The sequence below is a fragment of the Burkholderia sp. Bp9099 genome (assembly GCF_003857805.1).
Taxonomy (GTDB): Bacteria; Pseudomonadota; Gammaproteobacteria; order Burkholderiales; family Burkholderiaceae; genus Burkholderia.
Window position 1 is genome coordinate 85,681 of sequence record NZ_QTPU01000013.1, and the last position, 22,810, is coordinate 108,490.

General features: G+C 68.2%; 21 protein-coding genes. 8 read left to right on the top strand and 13 right to left on the bottom strand.

Annotated features, from left to right (window positions below; all coding sequences use genetic code 11):
- Positions 1 to 250: 250 nt before the first annotated feature.
- Positions 251 to 946, top strand: a complete 696-nt coding sequence (locus DIE17_RS16745) for a phosphatase PAP2 family protein (RefSeq protein ID WP_044848504.1) — start codon at positions 251 to 253, stop codon at positions 944 to 946.
- A 136-nt stretch (positions 947 to 1,082) separates the two neighbouring features.
- Here the strand turns inward: DIE17_RS16745 and DIE17_RS16750 are convergent, their stop codons facing one another.
- Both DIE17_RS16750 and DIE17_RS16755 read right to left on the bottom strand, forming a co-directional pair.
- Positions 1,083 to 1,742: a glutathione S-transferase family protein gene (locus DIE17_RS16750; protein WP_124921152.1), complete on the bottom strand. Its 660-nt coding sequence runs from the start codon at positions 1,740 to 1,742 to the stop codon at positions 1,083 to 1,085.
- A 128-nt stretch (positions 1,743 to 1,870) separates the two neighbouring features.
- Positions 1,871 to 2,941: an MBL fold metallo-hydrolase gene (locus DIE17_RS16755; protein WP_124486093.1), complete on the bottom strand. Its 1,071-nt coding sequence runs from the start codon at positions 2,939 to 2,941 to the stop codon at positions 1,871 to 1,873.
- Between the two features lie 234 nt (positions 2,942 to 3,175).
- Between DIE17_RS16755 and DIE17_RS16760 the strand changes: the two genes are divergently transcribed.
- Together DIE17_RS16760 and DIE17_RS16765 are read left to right on the top strand one after the other, a co-directional pair.
- Positions 3,176 to 4,081, top strand: a complete 906-nt coding sequence (locus DIE17_RS16760) for an HTH-type transcriptional regulator ArgP (RefSeq protein ID WP_044848501.1) — start codon at positions 3,176 to 3,178, stop codon at positions 4,079 to 4,081.
- A 156-nt stretch (positions 4,082 to 4,237) separates the two neighbouring features.
- Positions 4,238 to 4,450 (top strand): DUF1059 domain-containing protein, encoded by a 213-nt coding sequence (locus DIE17_RS16765; RefSeq protein WP_044848500.1) that lies wholly within the window; start codon positions 4,238 to 4,240, stop codon positions 4,448 to 4,450.
- 114 nt (positions 4,451 to 4,564) lie between these two features.
- On the opposite strand, the gene ltaE is transcribed toward DIE17_RS16765, so the two are convergent.
- Entirely contained in the window at positions 4,565 to 5,578 is a 1,014-nt protein-coding gene (ltaE, locus tag DIE17_RS16770) for a low-specificity L-threonine aldolase (protein ID WP_124921153.1), read from the bottom strand.
- 541 nt (positions 5,579 to 6,119) lie between these two features.
- On the opposite strand from ltaE, the gene DIE17_RS16775 reads away from it, so the two are divergent.
- From DIE17_RS16775 to DIE17_RS16785, 3 genes are read left to right on the top strand one after another with little or no spacing between them, the layout of a single operon-like run.
- Positions 6,120 to 7,541 carry a cytochrome ubiquinol oxidase subunit I gene (locus DIE17_RS16775; protein WP_044848498.1) on the top strand — a complete coding sequence of 474 codons (1,422 nt, stop codon included), beginning with the start codon at positions 6,120 to 6,122 and terminating at the stop codon, positions 7,539 to 7,541.
- Positions 7,542 to 7,570: 29 nt separating this feature from the next.
- Positions 7,571 to 8,578 carry a cytochrome d ubiquinol oxidase subunit II gene (cydB, locus tag DIE17_RS16780; RefSeq protein ID WP_124486089.1) on the top strand — a complete coding sequence of 336 codons (1,008 nt, stop codon included), beginning with the start codon at positions 7,571 to 7,573 and terminating at the stop codon, positions 8,576 to 8,578.
- Complete coding sequence (locus tag DIE17_RS16785) at positions 8,550 to 8,729, top strand: hypothetical protein (protein WP_044848496.1); 180 nt, start codon at positions 8,550 to 8,552, stop codon at positions 8,727 to 8,729. The genes cydB and DIE17_RS16785 overlap by 29 nt, the downstream gene beginning before the upstream one ends.
- 105 nt (positions 8,730 to 8,834) lie before the next feature.
- Here the strand turns inward: DIE17_RS16785 and DIE17_RS16790 are convergent, their stop codons facing one another.
- From DIE17_RS16790 to DIE17_RS16825, 8 genes are all read right to left on the bottom strand, one after another.
- Entirely contained in the window at positions 8,835 to 9,122 is a 288-nt protein-coding gene (locus DIE17_RS16790) for a helix-turn-helix domain-containing protein (RefSeq protein WP_044848495.1), read from the bottom strand.
- A gap of 14 nt (positions 9,123 to 9,136) precedes the next feature.
- Positions 9,137 to 10,453 (bottom strand): type II toxin-antitoxin system HipA family toxin, encoded by a 1,317-nt coding sequence (locus tag DIE17_RS16795; RefSeq protein ID WP_124921154.1) that lies wholly within the window; start codon positions 10,451 to 10,453, stop codon positions 9,137 to 9,139.
- 120 nt (positions 10,454 to 10,573) lie between these two features.
- Positions 10,574 to 10,768: a YqaE/Pmp3 family membrane protein gene (locus DIE17_RS16800; RefSeq protein ID WP_044848494.1), complete on the bottom strand. Its 195-nt coding sequence runs from the start codon at positions 10,766 to 10,768 to the stop codon at positions 10,574 to 10,576.
- Positions 10,769 to 11,046: 278 nt separating this feature from the next.
- Positions 11,047 to 11,502 carry a TIGR00725 family protein gene (locus DIE17_RS16805; protein WP_124892094.1) on the bottom strand — a complete coding sequence of 152 codons (456 nt, stop codon included), beginning with the start codon at positions 11,500 to 11,502 and terminating at the stop codon, positions 11,047 to 11,049.
- 70 nt (positions 11,503 to 11,572) lie between these two features.
- Positions 11,573 to 12,403 (bottom strand): ABC transporter permease, encoded by an 831-nt coding sequence (locus DIE17_RS16810; RefSeq protein ID WP_124486087.1) that lies wholly within the window; start codon positions 12,401 to 12,403, stop codon positions 11,573 to 11,575.
- A gap of 10 nt (positions 12,404 to 12,413) precedes the next feature.
- Positions 12,414 to 13,502, bottom strand: coding sequence for an extracellular solute-binding protein (locus tag DIE17_RS16815; RefSeq protein ID WP_124921155.1), 1,089 nt, complete (start codon positions 13,500 to 13,502; stop codon positions 12,414 to 12,416).
- A gap of 35 nt (positions 13,503 to 13,537) precedes the next feature.
- Positions 13,538 to 14,569, bottom strand: coding sequence for an ABC transporter ATP-binding protein (locus DIE17_RS16820; protein WP_124486085.1), 1,032 nt, complete (start codon positions 14,567 to 14,569; stop codon positions 13,538 to 13,540).
- A gap of 7 nt (positions 14,570 to 14,576) precedes the next feature.
- Positions 14,577 to 15,428, bottom strand: coding sequence for an ABC transporter permease (locus tag DIE17_RS16825; RefSeq protein WP_124529187.1), 852 nt, complete (start codon positions 15,426 to 15,428; stop codon positions 14,577 to 14,579).
- 162 nt (positions 15,429 to 15,590) lie between these two features.
- On the opposite strand from DIE17_RS16825, the gene DIE17_RS16830 reads away from it, so the two are divergent.
- Positions 15,591 to 16,487, top strand: a complete 897-nt coding sequence (locus DIE17_RS16830; protein WP_044845028.1) for a LysR family transcriptional regulator — start codon at positions 15,591 to 15,593, stop codon at positions 16,485 to 16,487.
- A gap of 79 nt (positions 16,488 to 16,566) precedes the next feature.
- Here the strand turns inward: DIE17_RS16830 and DIE17_RS16835 are convergent, their stop codons facing one another.
- Complete coding sequence (locus DIE17_RS16835) at positions 16,567 to 18,243, bottom strand: alkaline phosphatase family protein (RefSeq protein WP_124921156.1); 1,677 nt, start codon at positions 18,241 to 18,243, stop codon at positions 16,567 to 16,569.
- A gap of 303 nt (positions 18,244 to 18,546) precedes the next feature.
- Here DIE17_RS16835 and DIE17_RS16845 point away from each other — a divergent pair, with 303 nt between their 5' ends.
- On the top strand, positions 18,547 to 18,768 hold the full coding sequence (locus tag DIE17_RS16845) for a hypothetical protein (RefSeq protein WP_185500307.1): 222 nt from the start codon (positions 18,547 to 18,549) through the stop codon (positions 18,766 to 18,768).
- Positions 18,769 to 18,833: 65 nt separating this feature from the next.
- Here the strand turns inward: DIE17_RS16845 and DIE17_RS16850 are convergent, their stop codons facing one another.
- On the bottom strand, positions 18,834 to 22,667 hold the full coding sequence (locus tag DIE17_RS16850; protein ID WP_124921157.1) for a DUF748 domain-containing protein: 3,834 nt from the start codon (positions 22,665 to 22,667) through the stop codon (positions 18,834 to 18,836).
- Positions 22,668 to 22,810 lie beyond the last annotated feature (143 nt).

The window sequence follows — 22,810 nt, forward strand, 5'->3', positions numbered from 1 at the left end:
TTATTTTTTCGCCCGCGCCCGGCCCCCGCGCGCAATCATCGGATCATTTCTCACGGCCGCACCGCACGGCCCTCCCGAATCCGGCCCCATCGGCAAAGTAGGTTTTCTCAGGGGATTCCCGGTATTTTTTCCCATTTTCTTCGAAATTACCGGTGACATACTTGCCCCCCATTGCGCTCCGGTGCGAGCGCGCTTCCTGATCCCTGCCGGTCGCATGTCCTGCGCTGCGTGTCCGCCGGGGTCGCAGAACATGAACAATTTCGACACCACGATCCAGATCTTCCTCACCCACATTACGTTCGGACCGCTGATGAATCATGCGATCCGCGTGATCGCCGGCCTCTATACGTTCAAGGGCTTCGTCCTGATCCCCGTGCTGTGCTGGCTGTGGTTCCAGCCGGGACCGCAGCGCGAACGGCAACGCGAACTGGTCATCGCGACGGTCGCGAGCGGGCTCGTCGCGCTCGCGTTCGGCCGGTTGCTCGCGAAAGTCCTGCCGTTCCGCGTGCGGCCGATCTACAACCCCGACCTGCACCTGCACTTCCCGTCCGAGGAATTGCGTGCGGCCACGCTGCAGGCCTGGAGTTCGTTTCCGAGCGATCACGCGATGCTGTGGATGGCGATCGCGACGGGCATCTTCATCATCGCGCGACGCGCCGGCGTGTTCTCGCTGCTGTACGCGGTCGTGTTCATCTGCGTGCCGCGCGCGTATCTCGGCTATCACTACCCGACCGACCTGATCGCCGGTGCCGCGATCGGCATCGCGCTCGCGTGGCTGCTGACGCGCGATGCGATTCGATCGCGCTTCGCGCCGCAGGTGCTGGAGGCGATCCGGCGCTTCCCCGCGCCGGCCTATACGCTCGCGTTCCTGCTGTGCTTCGAGCTGATCACGCAGTTCGACGAACTGCTGACGCTTGCGCAGTCGGTCAAGCATACGGCGATGTAACGGGACGGCGCCGCCATGCATCCGCTGCTGTCGACACGACGCCCGGGCACACGCTGCCGGCCCTGCGCGGCGGCATCGCGCCCGGCGCGCGCCGCCGCCCGGATCGTCGCCGCCGCGGCGACGGCGGCCGCGCACGTCAGTCGCGGTCGGGCGCCCCGAGCGGGAAGAACGCGCGATACGGCCGCGCTTCGTCGACCGCACGCGCGAACGACGGCCGCGCAAGCAGCCGCCGGCGATATGCGATCACGTTCGCGAACGACGGATCGATCCGGTGCGTCCAGTCCGCGTAGAACAGGAACGGCGCCGCGCCGCAGTCGGCGAGGCTGAAGCGGTCGCCGACCGCCCATTCGCGATCGGCCATCGTGCGATCCAGCCATGCGTACGACGTTTCGAGCATCGCGCGCGCATCGGCGACACCCCACGCATCGCGCTCGTGTTCCGGCCGCAACGCATCGAACACGACCTTCTGCTGCGGGGTCGCGACATAGTTGTCGAAGAAACGATCCATCATCCGCACTTCCAGCGCCGCGCGCCGGTCGTCGGGCACCAGCCGCGCGGGGCCCGGATGGTAGAGATCGAGATACTCGACGATGATCGTCGCCTCGATCACGGTACGGCCCGCGTCGACGAGCACCGGGAAGCGCTTCAGCGGCCACAGCGCGGCCAGTTCCTGCATCGGCTTCGGATCGTCGTGCGCGAGCACGCGATAGTCGAACGGCGTGCCGTTCTCGTACAGCGCGGTCAGCGCCTTCTGGCAATAGGACGAAAAGGGGTGGGCGTAAAGCGTCGGTGTCATCGCGGGTCTCTCGGGGTTTCGGCGCCGCGTCATGCGGCGGCACGTGATCGGATACCTTGACGACGAACGGCCCCGGGCCGATTCGACACAGATCCGAACATTTTTTTCCGTTGCGCGGCATCGCGCCGCTACGACCGGCCATCCATCACGACGCGGCCTTCGCCGCGCCAGCGCAGCATCCCGCCGCCGAGGTTCGCGACGGCATCGAAGCCGGCCTTCAGCAGGATCACGGTCGCCTGCGCGGAGCGGCCGCCCGCGCGGCACACGGTCACGATCGGCCGGTCGCGCGCGAGTTCGCCGGTGCGCGCGGCCAGTTCGCCGAGCGGAATCGGCGTCGCGCCCGGCAGGTGGCCGAGCGGGCCGGTGAATTCGTCCGGCTCGCGCACGTCGACGACCTGCACCGCCGGCAGGTGATCCTCGAGCCACTGCGGATCGATTTCCCAGAATCCGGCGAACGTATAGACGAGCGGCGCCCAGTCGGGCGCCGCCTGCACGTCGGGCGCATTCGCGGCGAGTCCGCACTGCAGATTCGCGGGCACCGCGACGTCGATCTGGCGCGGATGCGCGAGCCCGAGGTTGCGCATGTAGCCCGCGAAATCGTCCTCGCTGAGATCGCCGCCGAGGCGCGGATTGAAACGCCGCTCCTCGCCGACGCTCGTGACCGTGAGCCCGCGATAGTCGTGCGCGGGATACAGCAGGCATGCGGCCGGCAGCGTGAAAAGCCGGCCGTGCACCGCGCGATACAGCGCGCGCGGGTCACCCTGCTGGAAGTCGGTACGGCCGGTGCCGCGAATCAGCAGGCAGTCGCCGGTAAACGCCATCGATTCATCGTCGAGCACGAGGCTGATGCAGCCGCTCGTGTGGCCCGGCGTCGCGCGCACGGTCAGGTAGCGCGGGCCGAATGCGCAGCGATCGCCGTCGTTCAGGTAGCGGTCGGCGCCCTGCGCGCCGCTCGCGGCCGAAATCGCGATCGCGCTGCCGGTGCGCTGCTTCAGCAGCCACGCACCCGTCACGTGATCGGCGTGCACGTGCGTATCGACGGTCGCGACGAGCCGCAGCCCGAGCTCGTCGAGCAGCGCCGCATCGCGGCGCACCTGCTCGAACACCGGGTCGATCAGCAACGCTTCGCGCGATGGGCGGTCGGCGAGCAGGTACGTGTAGGTCGACGATTGCGGGTCGAAGAGTTGCCGGAAGATCATCGCGAAATCGCTCCGTCGGCTGGGCGTGTCGGTCGGGTGAAGGGTGCGGGTCGTGCAACCCGCATCGCGTGTGGCGCCGGCTCGCGGCGCACACGTTCATACAGCGTAGTTCAAAACACGCGCGCCACCGGCGTCGTTGCACGCGGCGAGACGTCACGCCGCATCCGGTCCGTCGCGCGTGCTGCCTTACACTACCGCCTGTTCTCGTCTTACGTTCACAAGAATTGCGTCGACATGTCTCTGACGATCGATCCGAAGCAAGCCGCCGCGCTGCTGGCCGTCGCCGACACCGGCAGCTTCGAGCAGGCCGCCGTGCGCCTGCACGTGACCGCGTCCGCCGTCACGCAGCGGGTCCGCGCGCTGGAGGCGAGCCTCGGCGCGCCGCTCGTGCTGCGCACGCGGCCGTGCCGGCCGACGGCGGCCGGGCAGCGCGTGCTGCAGCACCTGCGCCGCGTCGCGCTGCTGCAGGCCGACCTGCAAAGCACGCTCGCGACCGAGCGCGAATCGCCGATCTCGGTCACGATCGCGCTGAACTCCGACAGCCTCGGCACCTGGTTCCTGCCCGCATTGACGTCGGTGCTCGCGGGCGAGCGCATCCTGTTCGAGCTGATCGTCGAGGACCAGGACCACACGTTCGCGCTGCTCGAAAGCGGGATGGCCGTCGGCTGCGTGACGACCGAGCCGAAGCCGATGCGCGGCTGCGTCGCGACGCCGCTCGGCACGATGCGCTACCGGCTGCTCGCGGCCGCCGCGTTCGCGCTGCGCTGGTTTCCGCGCGGCCTGAACCGCACGGGCGCGCGCCATGCGCCGGTCGTCGCGTATTCGCGGCGCGACACGCTGCAGTCCTCGTTCCTGAAGGAGAAGTTCGGGTTGCCCGAAGGCGCGTATCCGTGCCACTACGTGCCGGGCACGCACGCGCATTTCGCGGCGGTGCGGCACGGGCTCGGCTACGCGATGGTGCCGGAACCGCTGCTCGGCGGCGCACCGCTCGACGCGCAGGGGCTCGTCGATCTCGCGCCGCTGCATCCGACCGACATCACGCTGTACTGGCACGCATGGACCGTGCAATCGCCGACGATGGCGTCGCTGTCCGCACGGGTGGTCGAAGCGGCGCGCCGGTTGCTCGCGCCGCTGCCGTGACGAACGGGTGATCGACACCGCCGGCGCGGCATGCGCGGCATGCGTGGCCAAGAGAAACGCCGCCGCGCCGCCTATACTTTTTCCATCGGCCCCGCGAACGCGCCGCGCGGCCGATCACGCACATCCGGCCGTTCCCTTTCCCGTGAGGAGAACATCATGCCCCGCCGCTATATCGATTGCCGCGAGTTTCCCAGCGCGATGAATTGCTCGGTCGCAATTTCCGCCGACTCCGACGACGAACTGCTGGAGGCCGCCGTGCAACACGCGGTCTCGGTGCACCAGCACACCGACAGCGCCGAACTGCGCACGCAGCTGAAAACACTGTTCCGCGACGGCACGCCGCCCGCCGACATGCTCCGGCAAGCGTAACCCGCCGGCACGCCAGATATCGACAGACGGGCTGCATCGCCGCCCCCGTCGCCTCCCTGCTCCTGCTTCGCGCCACGACGCGCCGGCGCCCCCGCCGGCCGGCGCATTCGGCTCTTACGTACGCCGCTGCGCGAAATACGCGCCGACCGCATCGATGAAGGTATCGATGTCCGCGCGCGACACGTCGCAGTGCGTGACGAAGCGCGACGCGTACAGCATCTGCGTGAGGATCCCGCGCGCCTTGAGCCATGCCTCGAGCGGCGCGCAATCGGCTTCGGGGAATTGCGCGAACACCATGTTCGTCGCATGCGACAGCACCTTCACCGGCTCGATGCGCGCGAGGCCTGCCGCGAGATGCGCGGCGTTCGCGTGATCGTCGGCCAGCCGCTCGACATTGTGGTCGAGCGCATACAGGCAGGCCGCCGCGAGAATGCCAGACTGCCGCATCCCGCCGCCCAGCACCTTGCGCCAGCGCTGCGCGCGCTCGACCAGCGCGCGATTGCCGACCAGCACCGAACCGACCGGCGCGCCGAGCCCTTTCGAGAAGCAGATCGACACGGTATCGAACGGCACGCACAGTTCCGCGATCGGACGGCCCGACGCGACGGCCGCATTGCACACGCGCGCGCCGTCGAGGTGCGTGGCCAGCCCGCGGCTGCGCGCGAGCGCGACGGCTTCCTGCACATAGCCGTCCGGCAACACCTGGCCGCCGATCGTGTTTTCGAGCGCGAGCAGGCGCGTGCGGGCGAAGTGATTGTCGAGCGGCTTGATCGCCGCGGCGATCTTCGCGAGCGGCAGCGTGCCGTCAGGCGCGTTCTCGATCGGCTGCGGCTGGATGCTGCCGAGCACGGCCGCGCCGCCGCCTTCGTACTTGTAGGTGTGCGCGAGCTGGCCGACGATGTATTCGTCGCCGCGTTCGCAATGGGCCATCAGCGCGGCGAGGTTGCTCTGCGTGCCGCTCGGGAAGAACAGGCCGGCTTCCTTGCCGGCCCGCTCGGCCGCGACCGCCTGCAGGCGCAGCACGGTCGGGTCGTCGCCCCATACGTCGTCGCCGACTTCGGCGGCAGTCATCGCGGCCAGCATCGCCTGGCTCGGACGTGTCACGGTATCGCTGCGTAAATCGATCATCTTCGTGCCCTGAGTGAACGCGGACCGGTACCGATGCGCCCGGCCCTGCCGAAACGAGACTCAGAGTGTACGCAATTCGCGCAGCGCTTGCCGATGCTTCGCGCCGGGCGAAAGCCACGTGACCGGGCGCCGCAGGTGCACGATCCGGATACAACCGGCACGACGCGACGCGGTCCACGCCGGCGCGGCATCGTCAACAACGCGGCGGCGGCCGGACACCCGGCATAGGCATAGGCATAGGCCGCGCGTGCCAACGCGCGGCACCTTCGCGCACGCCGCATCGTCCCCGTGATGCGACGCGCCATATTGCCGCACGTGCGGCAGACCGCCACGCCACGGTCGCCTGCGGCGCGCGCCGCGATCTTGATACGAATCAACGATTTATCTCGAAACCGCGCGCGCCGGGCTGGACATCTGCGACGAGTTGGCGCATTTCGCGGCGCAACATCGCGGCACATACTCCAGCCAACCCCGATGCCCCCTCCGGCCGGGGTCCGCCGGCACCCCGCCGGCGGGTATCGTCAAGCCTCGGTCAACTGGTATGGACACCGCATTTTCGGCCCTCGATCTGGCCCGCCTGCAATTCGCGTTCACCGTCTCCTTTCACATCGTCTTCCCGGCGCTGAGCATCGGCCTCGCCAGCTTCATCGCCGTGCTCGAATATCGCTGGCTGAAGACCGGCAAGCAGTACTACAAGACACTCTGCCTGTTCTGGTCGAAGATCTTCGCGGTCGCGTTCGGAATGGGCGTGGTTTCCGGCGTCGTGATGAGCTATCAGTTCGGCACCAACTGGTCGGGCTTCTCGAGCTTCGCCGGCTCGGTCACCGGCCCGCTGCTGATGTACGAGGTGATGACGGCGTTCTTCCTCGAAGCCGGCTTCCTCGGCATCATGCTGTTCGGCTGGAACCGCGTCAGCCCGCGCGCGCACTTCGGCGCGACGCTGATGGTCGCGATCGGCACGCTGATCTCGACGTTCTGGATCCTCGCGTCGAACAGCTGGATGCAGACGCCGCAGGGTTTCGAGATCGTCGACGGCCGCATCGTGCCGACCGACTGGTTCGCGATCGTCTTCAATCCGTCGTTCCCGTACCGCCTGTTCCACATGGCGATCGCCGCGTTCATCGTCGCCGCGCTGGTGGTGGCCGCGACGGGCGCGTGGCACCTGCTGAAGGGCCGCCGCGACAAGGGCGTGAAGAAGATGTTCTCGATGGCGCTGTGGCTGCTGCTGGTGCTCGCGCCGCTGCAGGCCGTGATCGGCGACCAGCACGGCATCAACACGCTGAAGCACCAGCCCGCGAAGATCGCCGCGATCGAAGGGCTGTGGGAAACCGAAAAGGGCGGCACGGCGCTCAACCTGTTCGGCATTCCGGACATGAAGGCCGAAACGACCCGCTACGCGGTGCAGGTGCCGCACCTCGGCAGCCTGATCCTCACGCACAGCTGGGACGGCGAGATCCGCGGACTGAAGGAATTCCGCCCCGAGGATCGTCCGAACTCGACGGTCGTGTTCTGGAGCTTCCGGATCATGGTCGGCCTCGGCTTCGCGATGATCGGCCTCGCCGCGCTCGCGTGGCTGCTGCGCCGCCGCGGCAGCCTGTATGAATCGAAGTGGTTCCAGCGCCTCGCGCTCGTGATGGGCCCGACCGGCTTCGTGTCGCTGCTCGCGGGCTGGGTGACGACCGAAGCGGGCCGCCAGCCGTGGGTCGTGTATGGCGTGATGCGCACCGCGCAGGCCGTGTCGCCGCTGTCGGTGCAGCAGGTCAGCCTGTCGATGATGACGTTCGTGATCGTCTACTTCCTCGTGTTCGGCACCGGCGTGTACTACATGCTGAAGCTGATGAAGGCCGGCCCCGCGCTGCCCGACGTCAAGCACGACGCGCGGCACGGCGAGCCCGACACGCGCCCCGATCACACCGCGCGCCGCCCGATGTCGGCCGTCGACGAGCTGATCGAGACCGTCTGAGCCCCCCACTTTCGCAAACGAGAAAACCTATGGACGTCACCGTAATCTGGGCCGCGATCATCGCATTGGGGCTCTTCATGTACGTCGTGCTCGACGGCTTCGACCTCGGCATCGGCATCGTCTTCCCGTTCTTCCCGGACGAGAAGGAACGCGACCTGATGATGAACACCGTCGCGCCCGTGTGGGACGGCAACGAGACGTGGCTCGTGCTCGGCGGCGCCGGGCTGTTCGCGGTGTTCCCGATCGTCTATTCGACGGTGCTGTCGGCGCTGTACCTGCCGCTGATCTTCATGCTGGTGTGCCTGATCTTCCGCGGCGTGTCGTTCGAGATCCGCGCGAAGGCGCGGCGCACGAAGCAGCTGTGGGATCTCGCGTTCATCGGCGGCTCGGCCGGCGCGACGCTGTTCCAGGGGATCGCGCTCGGCGCGTTCCTGCAGGGCATCGACGTGAAGGACGGCGTGTACGCCGGCGGCGCATTCGACTGGCTCACGCCGTTCAGCCTGCTGACGGGCCTCGGGTTGATCGTCACGTACGCGCTGCTCGGCTGCTGCTGGCTCGTCGCGAAGACGGAAGGCGACCTGCAGCGGCGCCTGCATCGCGTCGTGTGGCCGCTGACCGTCGTGCTGCTCGGCTTCATCGCGGTCGTCAGCCTGTGGACGCCGCTGCAGGATCCGGCGGTCGCGCAGCGCTGGTTCGATTCGGGGCTGTTCTGGCGCCTGCTGCCGGTGCCGTTCCTGGTCGCCGGGTGCGCGGTGTGGATGCGTCGCGCGGTACGCAACCGGCACGACATGACGCCGTTCGTGCTCGCGCTGGCACTCGTGCTGCTCGGCTACGTCGGCCTGCTCGTCACGATGTTCCCGTATGCGATTCCTCAGACGATGACGATCTGGGAAGCGGCGGCGCCGCGGTCGAGCCAGACCTTCACGCTGGTCGGCGCAGCGGTTATCCTCCCGATCATCATCGCCTACACGACGATGGGTTACTGGGTATTCCGAGGCAAGGTGCGCCATGAAGACCAGCATTACTACCACCACTGATCCCGCCGCCCGACGGCCCGACGCGCCGCGGCCGCGGATGCGCGGCTGGATGTGGTTCGTCGTCCTGTGGGCGGGCGGCGTGCTCGGCGCTGTCACGCTCGGCTATGCGTTCAAGATCTTCATGAACCTGACGCTGTTCGCGGTGAAGTAAAAGGCAGCGCGCCGGCCGGGCGATCGCGTCACGCGCGCGGCCCGGGCGCGGCGCGCATCGATCGCCCGATGGATGCGTGATCCGCTGCCTCTTCCTCCGCGTGCGTTATTGCGGCGCCCGCCGCACGACGCCGAGCTTCAATCCCAGCATGCCGAATATGCGGTTCATCGTCTGAACCGTCCCGTCGCTGCGGCCCTGCTCGATATCCTGAATCGTCTTTGTCGACACACCGGCGAGCTTCGCCATTTCGGCGCTCGTCAGCCGCATCGTCTGCTTCAGATGACGCACGGATTCGCGCAGCGACCACTCGGGATGCGCGAGAACGTCCTCGATCGCTTGCCGGCGCAACGCGAGCTGATCGGGAAGCGACATCGCGTTATAGCGTTTGTCCATCGTGTCGCCCTCGCCTAGCGCAGTGCATCCAGTTCGCGGGCGAGCCGCTCGATGCCCGGTTTCAGGAAAGCATGCACATCGTGCTCCAGTCCGAGATCGACACCCCGATCGGCGATCTCCTGCAAGCGCGGCGCCATTGCGTGCAGCCGTGCCCGCAATGCGTCGCGATCCAGCGCGGCATGCGCCTCCCCCGCCTGCGGCTCGCTCGACCGGACGACCGCATCGAGTACCCGCGCCCAGTCTGGCTGACCACCGTCATTTCCTTCCCAGCGGATGCGCCGTGCGATGCCGTCGGGATGCAGATACATCGGTGCGAAGTCGTACAGCGGCGTCAACGCAACGCGTCCATCGAAGTCGCGTTGCAATGCCGTGTTCCGTGCATGATTGTCTTTGTTCCCCAACGCGAGATTCGCGACGTCGCGGCACAGATACTCGGCCACCTCGGCTTGAGGATCCGTGCATCGGCGCACGAGATGCCCGCACACCTCGTCGTGACTCGGCACGACGCCGAAGCCGGCTTTTCCGGTCAGCGACGCAATACTTTCCTGAGCGAACCGGACAACGCTGCCACCAACGCGCGCGCGATCGAACCGCGGAATGAATAGCGACCGATCGCGCAGCGTCAGCGGCGCATGCACGCGCAATCCAAGACGCTGGGCCAATGCCATGTAGGGCGCTTCGTGACGAAGGATTTGTGCAAGACGCTCGTTCGTGCCACGTCCGAACTTGACGATGTAGTGCGCGACCGCGCGCGCATCGGGCAGCGTGTGATCGAGATAGAGCAGTCCGTCGTCGGCACGGGTCAGCAGCAGCTTCGGCCACTCGCCCTGCACACCCGAGGAGCCCGCGACGAAGAATCCATGTTCGGCGAGGTATTCGCTGAATGCGTCTCCGCGTGCGACAACGTCATCGTCGGTAAATCCTTGCCGCGGCCCATGGCGCTCGGCGAGCCACTGCGCGGCTTCCTTGATCCGCAGATTGCCGATCGAGTTACCGGCTCCCGCGAGCAGCAACGGCCAGTCGGCACGCTCCTCGGCTGTTTCCGGCAGATCGAGGCGGCGCAACAACTCCTGACGGCCGAAGCCTTGCGGCAGCAAATCGATCAGGAAAATCGGCCAATGGGGCGTCACCAGTGGCTCGAGATCGACCGGAAAACCGCATGCCATCGCGTGCGCATCGCGGGCGAATTGATGTCGAACGATCCATTCGACGTCGTAACCCGTATAGGCACGACTGCGCCAGCTCTCGTCAGGCTCGCCGAAAAGGGTGACGACGCCGACGTCGCGCCAAATACCATCGGCGTGGAGCTGGATCGTGCAGGAAGCGTTCATTTCAGTAGAAATCTATACAAATCGTGCCGTTCATCGTAGCTGAATTATATAAATTTCTACCGAAATAGGAATCGAGCCCCTTGAACTGCGGAAGCAGCGGTCGAGGGAAACGGCCGCCGCTTACCGCCGCTCGCGCAGCGCCGCCTCGATCTTGCGATCGGTCTTGTACTGGCTCAGCGCATACACCGACCAGATCGCGGCCGGCAGCCAGCCGATGATCGTGAGCTGCAGGATCAGGCAGATCACGCCGGCGATCGGGCGGCCGATCGTGAAAAACTGGAACCACGGCAGCAAGAGGGCAAGCAGCAGACGCATCGGATTTCCTTTTCGCATCGTTGAAGAACAGCGTACGCGGCCAATATGGCGCGTCACGCACCCCATTTCAAGCCGGCGCGCCTGGCACGCAGCCGACGCTCCGCGCCGGAACGTCAGCGCCCCCACCTTCTTCACCCGCCGGCCGCAAAAAAACGGCCCTCGCATCGCGCGAGAGCCGTATCGAAATCGCTGGAGAAGACACCGCGCCGGATTCGGAACGTATGCCGCATGCCGCTCCGCACGAGCGTCTGCGTGCTCCCGTCAGCCGGAATGCCGACCTACGCCGAACCGGACAGCCACTGCGCGACCCGCGCGACGAGCAAGTCCGCTTCGTCGAAGTTCTCGACGCCCGCGACCTGCGGCGCGTCGCAGATCGCGAACACCGGCTTGCCCCATTGCAGCCCCAGCGCGATTTCGGACAGCGTGCCGAGACCGCCGCCGACCGCGATCAGGCACAGCGACGCGCGTGCGATCAGCGCATTGCGCGTGATGCCGAGCCCGGTCGGCAGCGCGACCGACAGGTACGGATTCGCGTCCCGCGCATCGTCCTCGGGCAGCAGCCCGATCGCGCATCCGCCCGCGGCCCGCGCGCCGCGCGCCGCGGCCTCCATCACACCCTGCTTGCCGCCGCCGACGATCGCGATGCCCGTCCCCGCGATCGCGTGCGCGATCCGCTCGGCGACGGCGAGCTGCGCGTCGGTCGCGTCGCGCGGCCCGATCACGCCGACCGGCATCCGGTGCCGGCGTGCGCCGCGCTGTCGCTGTGCGAGCTGCGCCAGCGCGCCGCGCGTGTCGTCCGACCATTCAATGACGTCGTTGCCGTGCAAGTCCTTCCCCCAGTGCAAGAACGCAGGTGCAAAGCGCCGTCAGCACGATCGACAGTACGGCGGCCTGCGAGAAATCGGTCTGTCCGTCGGACAGCTTAAGGTACATCAGCAGCGGCAGGATGTTGACCTGCGTGCCGGCCAGCGCGAGCGCCGTGCCGTACGTGCCGAGCGCGATCGCACCGACGAGGCACCACGCCGACGCGATCGACGGCCACAGCTCGCGCCACGCGACGTCGAACCACGCGCGCCACGGCCGGGCGCCGAGCGTCAGCGCCGCCTCGAGCGGCCGCCGGTCGAGATTCGCGAGCGCCGGGTAGAGCATCAGCGCGACGCGCGGGATCAGGTAGTACGCGTAGGCGAACGCGAGCCCCGGCATCGTGTAGATCGCGCCGCCGACCACGGTCGGGTCCGCGCCGAGCGACGCCAGCAGCATCGTCACGAAGCCGGCGCGGCCGAACACGAGGATGAAGCCGTACGCGATCACGAGGCCGGAGAAGGCAAGCGGCACGCCGAGCAGCGCGAGCGACCAGCGGCGCCGCGCCGGCGACTGCCCGGCCAGCACGAACGCGACCGGCACGCCGACGGCGACCGACAGCGTGCCGGCGCCGATCGCGAGCGCCAGCGAGCGCACGATCGCGTCGGCGACGAGCGGATCGCCGAACACCGCGGCGAACGCACGGCCGCCGCCGTCGAACGCGGCGCCGACGAGCGCGGCGAGCGGCAGCACGAAGCACACCGCGAACAGCCCGGCCGCCGGCACCGCGCCGTAGCGGCGCAGGACGCCGCGCTGCATGGACGAAACCCGCATCGCGCGCCCCTTACTTGCCGAGCGTGGCCTGCGACCAGAGCTGGTCGACTTCGGCCTTGTGCGCCGCGGCCTTCGCGACGTCGAGCGGACGCACCTGCGGCGCGTTCGGCAGCTTCGCGGCGACATCCTGCGCCACCGGCGTGCCGGGTACGGCCGGACGCACGAAGCCCTGCGCGAACAACCCCTGCCCAACGTCGCTCATCACGAGGTTGAGCCACAGCTGCGCGGCGGCCGGATTCGGGCCGTTCTTCACGAGACTCATCGCGTACGGCGCCGACACGCTGCCGTCCTGCGGAATCACGACTTCGGCCGCGTCACCCATGCCGTCCGCGTACTTGGCCTTGAGCCCGTCGTTCTCGTAGCCGATCAGGACCGGAATCTCGCCCTTGACGAATTTCGCGTACGGCGTCGTCCCCTCGACGCGCAGCACGTTGCCCGCCTGCTTGAGCTTGCCGAAGAAATCCGCGCCCGGCTTCGGGTTGTCGACGCTGCCGCCGTTCGCATAGGCGGCGGCGAACACGGCGACCTGCCCCTGCCCGGTCGAGCGCGGATCGAGATAGACGACCGCATTGCGATATTCGGGCTTCAGCAGGTCCGACCAGCGCTGCGGCACGTTCTTCACGAGCTTCTTGTTGACGAGCAGCGCGATGTTCAGCGAATGCACCGCGAACCAGCGGCCGTCGGCCGCGCGGAACACCGTGGGCAGCTTGTCGAAATTGACCGGCTTGAACGGCGCGACGACGTCCTTGGCCGTCGCATCGAGCGCCGACGCCGCGAAGTAGTACGCCGTGTCGGCCTGCGGGCGGCGGCGCGACTTGTCGAGCGCGACGACCGTGGCCGCCGAGCCGATGTCGTTGTACGTGATCTCGACCTTCGGGTAGCGCTTGCGGAATTCGGCGAACAGCGACTTCCAGTTCGCCCATTCCGGGCCCGTGTCGAACGACACGACGAGCCCTTCGTCGGAGGCCTTCTCGTACAGCGCGTCCTCGCCGGGATACAGCGGCGCGGCATGGGCCAGCGCCGGCGCGAGGGTCGCGAACGCGCAGAGCGCCAGCAGGCGGCGGCGCATCGCATGAAGGAAATGGCGGCGTGCAGACATCGTGATTCTCCGTTGAATGAATGGGTCGCCCGCGCTCACGCGGCGGGCAGCACGAGCAGATGGCGCGGCTCGATCGACACGCAGCGCGCGGGCAGCTCGCGCCCTTCGCCGAGCAGTGCGTCGGTCGCGCCGGCCGGTACGAAGTCGAAGCGCTGGGTCGCGCCGAAGTAGCGCACCTCGCCGACCCGGCCGTCGATGCGGTTCGCGACGGACTCGGGCGGATCGGGCTGCAGGTGTTCCGGCCGGATCAGCACCTCGACCGGGTCGCCCGGCCGGTGCGCACCCGTATCCGCGCGCAGCGTCGTGAACCGCACGTCGACCGCGCCATGCGCGAGCACGCGGCCGCGCAGCAGCGTCGAATGGCCGACGAACCGCGCGACCTGCGCGGTCGCCGGACGCTCGTACAGGTCGCGCGGGGTGCCGGCCTGCAGCATGCGTCCGCCGTCGACGATCGCCACGCGATCGGCCATGCTGAGCGCTTCGTCCTGGTCGTGCGTGACGAGCAGCGTCGTCGCGCCGCATGCGCGCTGCAGCGCGCGGATCTCGTCGCGCAGCTGGTGGCGAATGCCGGCGTCGAGCGCCGCGAGCGGCTCGTCGAGCAGCAGCAGCTTCGGTTCGATCACGAGCGCGCGAGCCAGCGCGACGCGCTGCTGCTGCCCCCCGGACAGCAGCGCCGTGCTGCGTCCGGCCTGCGCGGCGAGGCCGACGCGTTCGAGCATCTCGAGCGCGCGGCGGCGGCGCGGCGCCGCGGCCATGCCGCGCATCTTCAGGCCGTAGGCGACGTTGTCGACGACCGACAGGTTCGGAAACAGCGCGTAGTGCTGGAACACCATTCCGACCTCGCGCTGCCACACCGGCACGCCGGCCATGTCGCGGCCGCCGATCGCGATACGGCCGTCGTACCCGTCGAGCAGGCCGGCGGCGAGGCGCAGCAGCGTCGATTTGCCGGAGCCGCTGCGGCCCATCACGGCGAGCAGTTCGCCCTGGGCCGCGGACAGCGTGACCGCGTCGACGCCGTGACGGGCGCCCGGATACTGGAAGCTGACGTTTTCGAAATCGAGACTCATGACGGTTTCACTTCAGGCGTGGCACGGTGAGGACGGAGGCGAGCGTCGCGAGCACGGCAAGGACGAGCAGCACGACGGTGGCCGCGCAGGCCATCCCGGACGCGCCGTAGAACGCCTGCAGCAGCACGATCGGATAGTTGCGGTAACGGAAGCCTGCGATCAGGTTCGAGATCTGGAATTCGCCGATCGACAGCGCGGCGACCATCACGAGGCCGGAAAACAGGCTGTGCCGCAGGTTCGGCAGCACGACCGTGAAGAACTGGCGCAGCGGCGTCGCACCGAGCGTCGCCGCACACGCCTCGAGATGCGCGAGCCCCAGGTGGCGCAGGTCGCTCAGCAGCGTCTGCAGCAGGTACGGCAGTGTCAGCACCGCGTGCGCGGCGATCATCAGCGGCAGCGTGCCGAGCCACGGCAGCGCATCGCCGCTGAAGATCGCGATGTAGCCGAACCCGAGTGTCAGCGCCGGCACCGCGATCGGCATCAGCATCACGATGCGCGCCGCGAAGCCGCGGCCGGCCAGTGCGCGGTGATGCAGCGCATAGGCGAGCGGCAGCGCCAGCACGGCATTGATCGCGCAGCAGGCGAGCGCGACGACGAGGCTCGTGCCGAATGCGCGGGTGAAGCTGCGATTCGCGGCCAGGTCCGCGAACCAGTGCGACGTGATGCCGGTCGGCAGCAGCGTGTTCGTCCACGACTGGCCGACCGAGCCGATCAGCAGCAGCACGATCGGCAACGCGAGGTACAGCCCGAAAACCGCGACGAGCGCCTGCAGCAGCAGACGTCCCGCGATCGCGCGCGGCCGTTTGTTACGACGAATCGGAATAGCTTCGGCAAGGGCCGGAGCGGCTGGCGGATGCATGGCGAATCTCGCTGACGGACACGGAACGGGTCACGCAACGCCCGCCGGGCAGGGCCGGCACGCGTTGTCATGACGGCCGCAGTGTGCGGATCCGACATGGCATCGTCATGAAAAAAACGTACAACGCCCGCATCGATCTGTGCGCGCAAGGAATAGTTCGCCGTGAAGCACCTGTTTCCCAACGTCGCGGAGTTGCACGCGTTCGCGACGTCCGTGAAGTACCTGAACTTCTCGTATGCGGCGCGCGAGCTCGGCCTGACGCCGAGCGCGGTCAGCCGGCAGATCGCGAATCTCGAGACGCTGTTCGGGGTGAAGCTGTTCGTGCGCGAGGGGCGCAATCTCGCGCTCACGCGGGCCGGGCAGGTTTATCACGCACGCGTGATCGGCCCGCTGCGCGAGATCGGCAACGCGTCGATCGAATTGCTGAGCGCGCGCGAGGACAGCGACCTGCTGACGATCGCAAGCGTGCCGACCTTCACGACGAAGTGGCTGGTGCCGCGCCTCGCGCGCTTTCTGGCCGGCGCGCCGGACGTCACGCTGAGTTTTCGCCGCCATCTCGCGCACGGCGACGTGTTTCCGTTCGGACTCGATGCGGCGATACGCTATGGCGACGGCGCATGGGAAGGCGTCCGCTGCGATTACCTGGACGGCCGCACGTTCGTGCCGGTCTGTTCCCGCGAATTCGCGGCGCGACATGCGCTGCGCACGCCCGCCGACACGGCCGCCGCGCCGCGGCTCGTGCATGAGCAGGCGGAAATCGCGTGGTCGCTCTGGGCGGAGCGCCATCGCGTCGCCCGGATGAACGCGCTGGCCGGGCCGCGCTTCGAACAGTATTCGGTGCTGATCCAGGCCGCGCAAGCCGGGCTCGGGCTCGCGCTCGTGCCGCGCTTCCTGATCGTCGACACGCTCGCGAGCGGCGCGCTCGTCGAACCGTTCGACGCGCCCGTCGACGTCGACGCGCAGGGGCACTACCTGTGCTATGCGCCGGAGCGCCTGGAGACGAGCGCCGCGTTGCGGCGCTTCAGGGAATGGATCCTCGGCGCATGCGCGGAGCGCTGAGCGTGCCCGGCATGGCCGGGCACGCCCGGACGGCACGGCGGCGCCCGCAGCGCGGCGCCGTGCCGTCCGTGCCGTTGCGTCAGTGGTCGATGCCGAGCCCCGGCAGCACGTGCGTGTTCTCGGCCACGACCGCGTGCAGCAGCTTCGGTTCGGCGCCGAGCAGCCCGAGGATCGTCGGCGCGACCTGCTTCGTGCCGACCACATCGCTCACGGTACGCGCACGATGGAGGCCCGGGTACGACACGAGCAGGCCGAGGTGGCTGTCGTCCGGCGCGTTGCCGCCGTGTTCCTCGTCCTTCTTCGTGCTCGACGTGTAGATCACGCCCGGATTCGGCTGGACGATGATGTCCGGCGTGCGGCCGTTGGCCGGATCGCCGAACCGGTCGGCCAGCGCCGCGCCGTACAGGATGGATGCCTGCGGGCCGTCGGCGCAGATCCCCGGCGCGTTGCAGCCGAGGTTCGACTTCAGCGTCTGCACCACGGCCGCGCGCTGGCTGCGGTCGCGCAGCCAGATCAGGCCGACGTCGTCGGTCTGCACGAAGCCCGTGCCGACCAGGCCCGAACCGTCGTTCAGGTTGCCCGTCGTCGTGTTGTTCTGGCCGAAGTTGCCGTTCGGGTCGACGTAGTTGTTCGCTTCGAGCAGCTTCGTCAGCGTGTCGCCGTTCTTCACGAGCTTCGTGTGATCGGTCGGCGACTGGCCGTGCTTCGCCGTGACGATCACGGCCGTCGACGTGTACAGGTTGCGCTGCTTCAGCTCGGCGACGATGCGGCCGATCGAGTTGTCGACGTACGTGATCGCGTTCGCGACCTGGCCGTTCGGCGTGAAGTTCGCGTCGAGATAGCCGCCGCCCTTCGCGACCGGCGCCTTCTGCGCGACGCTCAGCGTCTGGAAGTTGGCGCCGAACAGCGTCGGCACCGGCGCGTTTTTCGTGCCCGTCGAATCGCGGCCGTCGATCTGGTTGACCAGCGCCTGCACGTGCAGGTTGTCGAAGCGCGCCGTGTGCGAATAGACGTCGGTGTAGGCGGTGTTCGTCGCCGGGTCGATCGAGTTGATCTCGGTGCGCATCAGATCGTCGACGCCGGTGCCCGACGGGCCGTTCAGCCAGTCGTAGCCCCACGCGTGCTTGTCCGCCCACGCGGTGTAGGCGTTCGGCACGCCGGCCTTGACGGCCTCGAACACCGTGTTGGTCTTCACGTAGTTGTGCGGATAGACCGGCACGCACTGGCCGCCGACCTTCGCATGCGGAATCGCCTGCGGGTTGAATGCGCCGCCGCCGTCGAGGTGCACGAGCGCGCCGCCGTTGAACGCATCGATGCCGGTCGTCTCGTCGAACACGACGTTCCAGCCCTGCTTGCCCGAGCAGGTCGTGTCGCTCGGCGCGTACAGGTTGCGGTCGTACGACACGTCGTAGAACAGGCCGGCCGTCTTCGGCGAGCCGCCCGTCACGAGCGCGGCGAGCCCCGGGAACGAGTCCGACAGGCCGGGCGTGTAGGCGTTCGTGTACGTGACGCCGCTTTGTGCGAGCACGGCGAGGTTCGGACACGTGTTCGCGCCGATGCAGCGCGCGAGATCCTGCTCGTGCAGGCCGTCGACGCTGATCAGCAGCACGTGCTTCACGACGCGCCGGCCGTGGCCGGCGTCATCGCCCTGGCTGTTGCCGTCCTGCTGCGCCGCGTAGGCGCCGGCGCTTGCGAGCGCCAGCGCGCCCGCCACCATCACCGCCATTTTTCGTTGCTTAGCGAACCTGGAAATCATCACCCCACCTCATCGATTGACGTTGAACTGCGTGACCTGCCATCAGGCGCGCAAAATATCGCCGCGCCGTGGGGCGCTCGCGTGAAGCGGGGCTTTCTGTTTTCTGTCAAACGTAACCAATCGCAAGTGACACGACGCGGTCGCAAAACGAGGCGACCCGGCGCACGCCGCGACGTGTGCGCGCGAGGTTCGCACCGGGTCGGTGCATCGGGCGCGCCGTCGCCCGCCGCGCGAATTTTTTTCACGCTTGGCGTATGACTATTGGCGTGTGATAAAGGGTTTTCCCTGACCCGGAGCACGAGTATGTCGACCCTGGAAGCTCTCCGGTTCGTGCTGGACGATGCACGCACCCCCGAAATCATTCGCCACCACGTCGTCGACGCGCTGCAGTACGCGTTGCGCAACTACGGCCAGGTGTTCACCGCGAAGGAAGTCGAATGGCTCACGCATTGGGACGATGCGCGCCTGCCGCTGGCCGCGAGGAAGGAACTGGACAAGCGCGAACCGGCGATCGAGGTGCGCTGACGGGAAGCGCGCCGCCGCGCCCGATTGCCGATCGGACGCGGCGGCGGCGGTTGAGGGCGTAACGCTTACTGCAGGCCGAAGTCGACGCGCGTCGTCGCGCCCTTGTCCTCGATGCCCTTCGCATCGAGCTTCGGCGCCACGACGAACATGCGGCTCGCATCGATCTTGCCGTCGAGGTACTGGCGCACGGCCTGCGCGCGCTGCTGCGCGAGCGCACGCAGCGCGTTGTCGTCGGCCGGCGCGTGATCGGCGAGCGCCTGCTTCATGTCCGCATCGGGCAGCGTCTTCTGCAGGCCGATCAGGTTGCGCGGCTTCTTGAAGTCGGCGTCCTTGTAGGCGCGCGTCAGGTACTTGGTGTACTCGGCCGGCTCGACCTTCACCGACATCGGATCGATGCTCTCGCCCTGGCCGACCACGTCCTTCAGCTTCTGCTGGCGAACCAGCCGTTCGACGTACGCGTCGCGCAGCCCCGGCGTGTCCTTCGCCGGATCGACGCGGCCGATCAGGTCCAGCCGGATCGACGGCTTCTCGGTCAGCATCTTCACGACGGTATCGAGCTTCTTCTGCTGCGCGTCGGTCAGCTCGTACGCGCCCGGCGCGAACTCGACGTAGCCGAGATCCTCGCCGCCGCTGCCGCCGAACGCATTCGCGAGCAGCGTGAACGGCGACGTGACGGCCTTCGCGATCAGGTTCAGCACCGCGCGCCAGATCAGCCCGCCGACGCTGAACTCCGGATTCGACAGCGAGCCCGACACCGGCAGGTTCACGTCGATCTGGCCGCGCGTGTTCTTCAGGAGCGAGATCGCGAGCTTCACCGGCAGCTTGGTCGCCGTGTCGTTTTCGACGTGATCGCCGAACGTGAGCTGGTCGATGAAGATGTGGTTGTTCGCCTGAAGCTGGTCGTTCGCGAGCTGGTAGTGCAGGTCGACGTTGAGCTTGCCCTTCGTGATCGGGTAGCCGGCGTACTTCGCCGAATACGGCGTCAGGTTGGTCAGCTCGATGTCGTGCGCGGTCGCCGTGAGATCCAGCGCGGGCTTGTCGATCAGCGGGTTCACCGAGCCCTTGATCGAGATCGGTCCGTTGCCCGCGAGGTTCGCGGCGACGTCGACCGGCGCGGACGTCGTCGAGTCCGTGCCGAACGCGCCGACCGTCCCCTTGATCGCGACCAGATTCGCCGTGTAGTTCGGCTTGATGAAGTTGTCGGTGTAGGTCACGCGGCCGTCCTGCAGCAGGAGCTCGCCGAAATGCATGCGCACCGGATTCTGCGGCGGCGGCGCGGCCTTCACGACGACCGTCGCCGATGCGGCGGCCGGCGCCGACGCCTGCTGCGCGGCCGCGGCCGACGAGGCCTGCGCGGCGGCGGCCGGCGGCGTCATGCCCGGCGACAGCGGCACCGGTTCGGGCTTGCTCGCGTCGCGCGTCAGCGACTGCGCGGGGCCCGTCTCCTTCGCGACGACGTCCTTCAGGTTCAGCCGACCCTGCGCATCGAGCAGCACGCGGCCGTAGAAGTTCGAGAACGTCACGCGCGCGGCGTCGACGTCGGTGCCCTTCTCGTCGTGGTTCACCTTCAGGTTCGACAGCGCGAGCGAGCGCCAGCCGGCGAACGGGTCGGACGTCGCCTTGTCGAGCATCCGCACGTCGACCAGCGCGACATCGCCGCGATAGGTCGCGCGCGGCGTGTCCTTCACCTGCGCGAACGTCAGGTTGCCCTGCGCGTTGAGCAGCGCGCTCGCGATGGTCGCGTTCAGCGCGCTGCCGAAGTACGGCTCGAACGCGGCCGCGTCGAGGCGGTTGCCGTTGATCTTCAGGCCGAGCTTCAGCGGCTGCGCGGTCACGTCGCCCGACACGTTCACCGAGCCCTTGCGGTTCAGCGTCGCCTTCAGCTGCACCGGCAGCGGCTTCGTCAGGTCGTCGCTGATCTTCTGCACCGACAGGTCGAGCGGCTTGATCGCGAGCTTCACCGGGCGCGGCGTCGACAGGTCCGTGAAGTTCGCGGACGATTCCTTCACGTTCAGCGCGTCGATCCGGTAATGCCACGACGGCGCGGCCGCCGCGGCCTTGCGCGCGACCGTGCGCCTGGGCACCACCGCCTGCGCGGGTTCGGCGAGCGCCGCCAGGTCGATCTTGCCGTCCTTCAGGCGCTTCACGTCGAGCGCGAGCCCGGTCGCGTCGACGCTCGCGATTTCCGCGCTGCGCGCGGCGACGTCGACCTTCGTGATCTTCGCGCTCGCGTCGGGCAGCACGATCGCGGGCGCCTTCGCGTCCGGGGTCGCGAGCTTCAGCGACTTCAGGCTCACCGTGCTGTCGGCGACCTGCGCGTCGAGCGGCGTCTTGCCCCAGTCGGCCTTCGCGTTGACGCTCGCGCCGAGCGAGCCATCGAGCACGCGCGCGCGGGTCGCCTCGCCGAGATACGGCTGCAGCGCCGGCAGCGCGAGCGCATCGACCGTCAGCTTCGTGTCGGCCTGCTTCGCCGCCAGGCTGAACGCGCCTTCGGCCTTCAGGTCGCCGCCGCGCGACAACGACGTCGACAACGTGTATTTCGCGGGCGTCTTGCCCTGCAGCGTGAAGCCGTCGAGCGTCGCGGCCAGCTTCGTCAGCGACAGCGCGGTCGGCGTCGCCGGCACGCGGTCGTCGACGTTGATCGTGCCGCCGTCGATCGCGAAATGACGGATCGTCAGATCGAGCGGCGGCGCTTCCTTCGCGACGGCTTCGGCCTTCGCGCCGCTCGCGGCGGCGACGGCGGCGGCGGCTTCGCTCGATGCGGCGGCACCCGATGCGGCAGCGGCCGACGAGGCGGCGGCCGGCTTGCCGGCGGCCGCCTTCGGCGCGGCAGACGGCTGGCCGGCGAGCTTCTCGACGTTCAGCACGCCCTGCTTGTCGCGCGCCAGGTCGACGACCGGCTGGTCGAGCCGGATCTCGTCGAAATGCAGCACGTTGCGCAGCGGCTCGAGGCCGGCGGCCGCGACGTGCACGCCGCGCGCGGCGAACAGCGGCGCGGACGCGCGGTCGGTCACCTTCGCGTCGTTGAGATCGACGGTGCCCGACACGCGCAGCGCGGGTGTGTCGCCGCTCATCACGAAGTGCAGCTTCAGGTCGCTGCTCAGGAGGCCGCTCGTGACGATCACCGGCAGCTTCGCCGGCGCGTACGAAATCAGCTTCGGCACGTCGAGCCGGTCGAACGTCAGCGCGACTTCCGACTCGCGCGACTGCGCAAACGGCTTCGTCCTGCCGTCGATCGCGATCGGGCTGCCGTCGAACCGCGCGCGCAGCTTCGGCTGCACGAAGATGTCGGTCTTCGACGGCAGCGTCGCGATGAACGGGATGCCGAGCATCCAGTTGTCGACCACGTGCTTTTCGTTCAGCAGGCGGTCGTCGAAGTCGATCCGGCCGTCGTTGACCTGGATGTTCGACACCGAGAAAAGTGTCGGCTTGCTTTCGGGTTTGGACGGCGTCGAGAACTTCTCGATCAGGTCGGTGAAGTTGAAGCGCTGCGCGTCGTAACGGACGATATGGAAGCGCGGCGAGTCGACGCGCACTTCGTTGACGATCGGCGCGCCGCGGAACAGCGACGACCACGACGGCCTGACGACGAGCTTGCCGATGTCGATGAAGTCGCCCTGGCCGCCGCGCTCGCCGACGTGCACGCCGTCGGCTTCGAGGTTCAGCGTGTACGGGTTCAGCGCGACGCGCTGGACCGTGGACGGCCGGCCGAGCTGCTGGCTCAGTTGCTGTTCGGCGATGTGGCGGATCAGCGGCGGCGCCGCGAAGAACCCGAGCAGTCCGAATAAAACGAGGAAGATCAACACGCCGAGGCCGATACGCCGGGTCCGGCGCGAGCGTGCAACGCCGCCGAGGGCATGGAGGGTCGAGGGTACGGTTTCTTTGTCTGCGCTTGCCATGCTTGGATGCCTCGGGAATGGATGCCTGGCCGCGCCGGAAAACCGGCACGGCCGTGCACGCTATCCCGAAAGTATAGGCTCAGGTGGTAACGGAACGACGTTCGGGCGCGGCCGCCGCGCCCGCGGATCGGACAGCGGCGGCG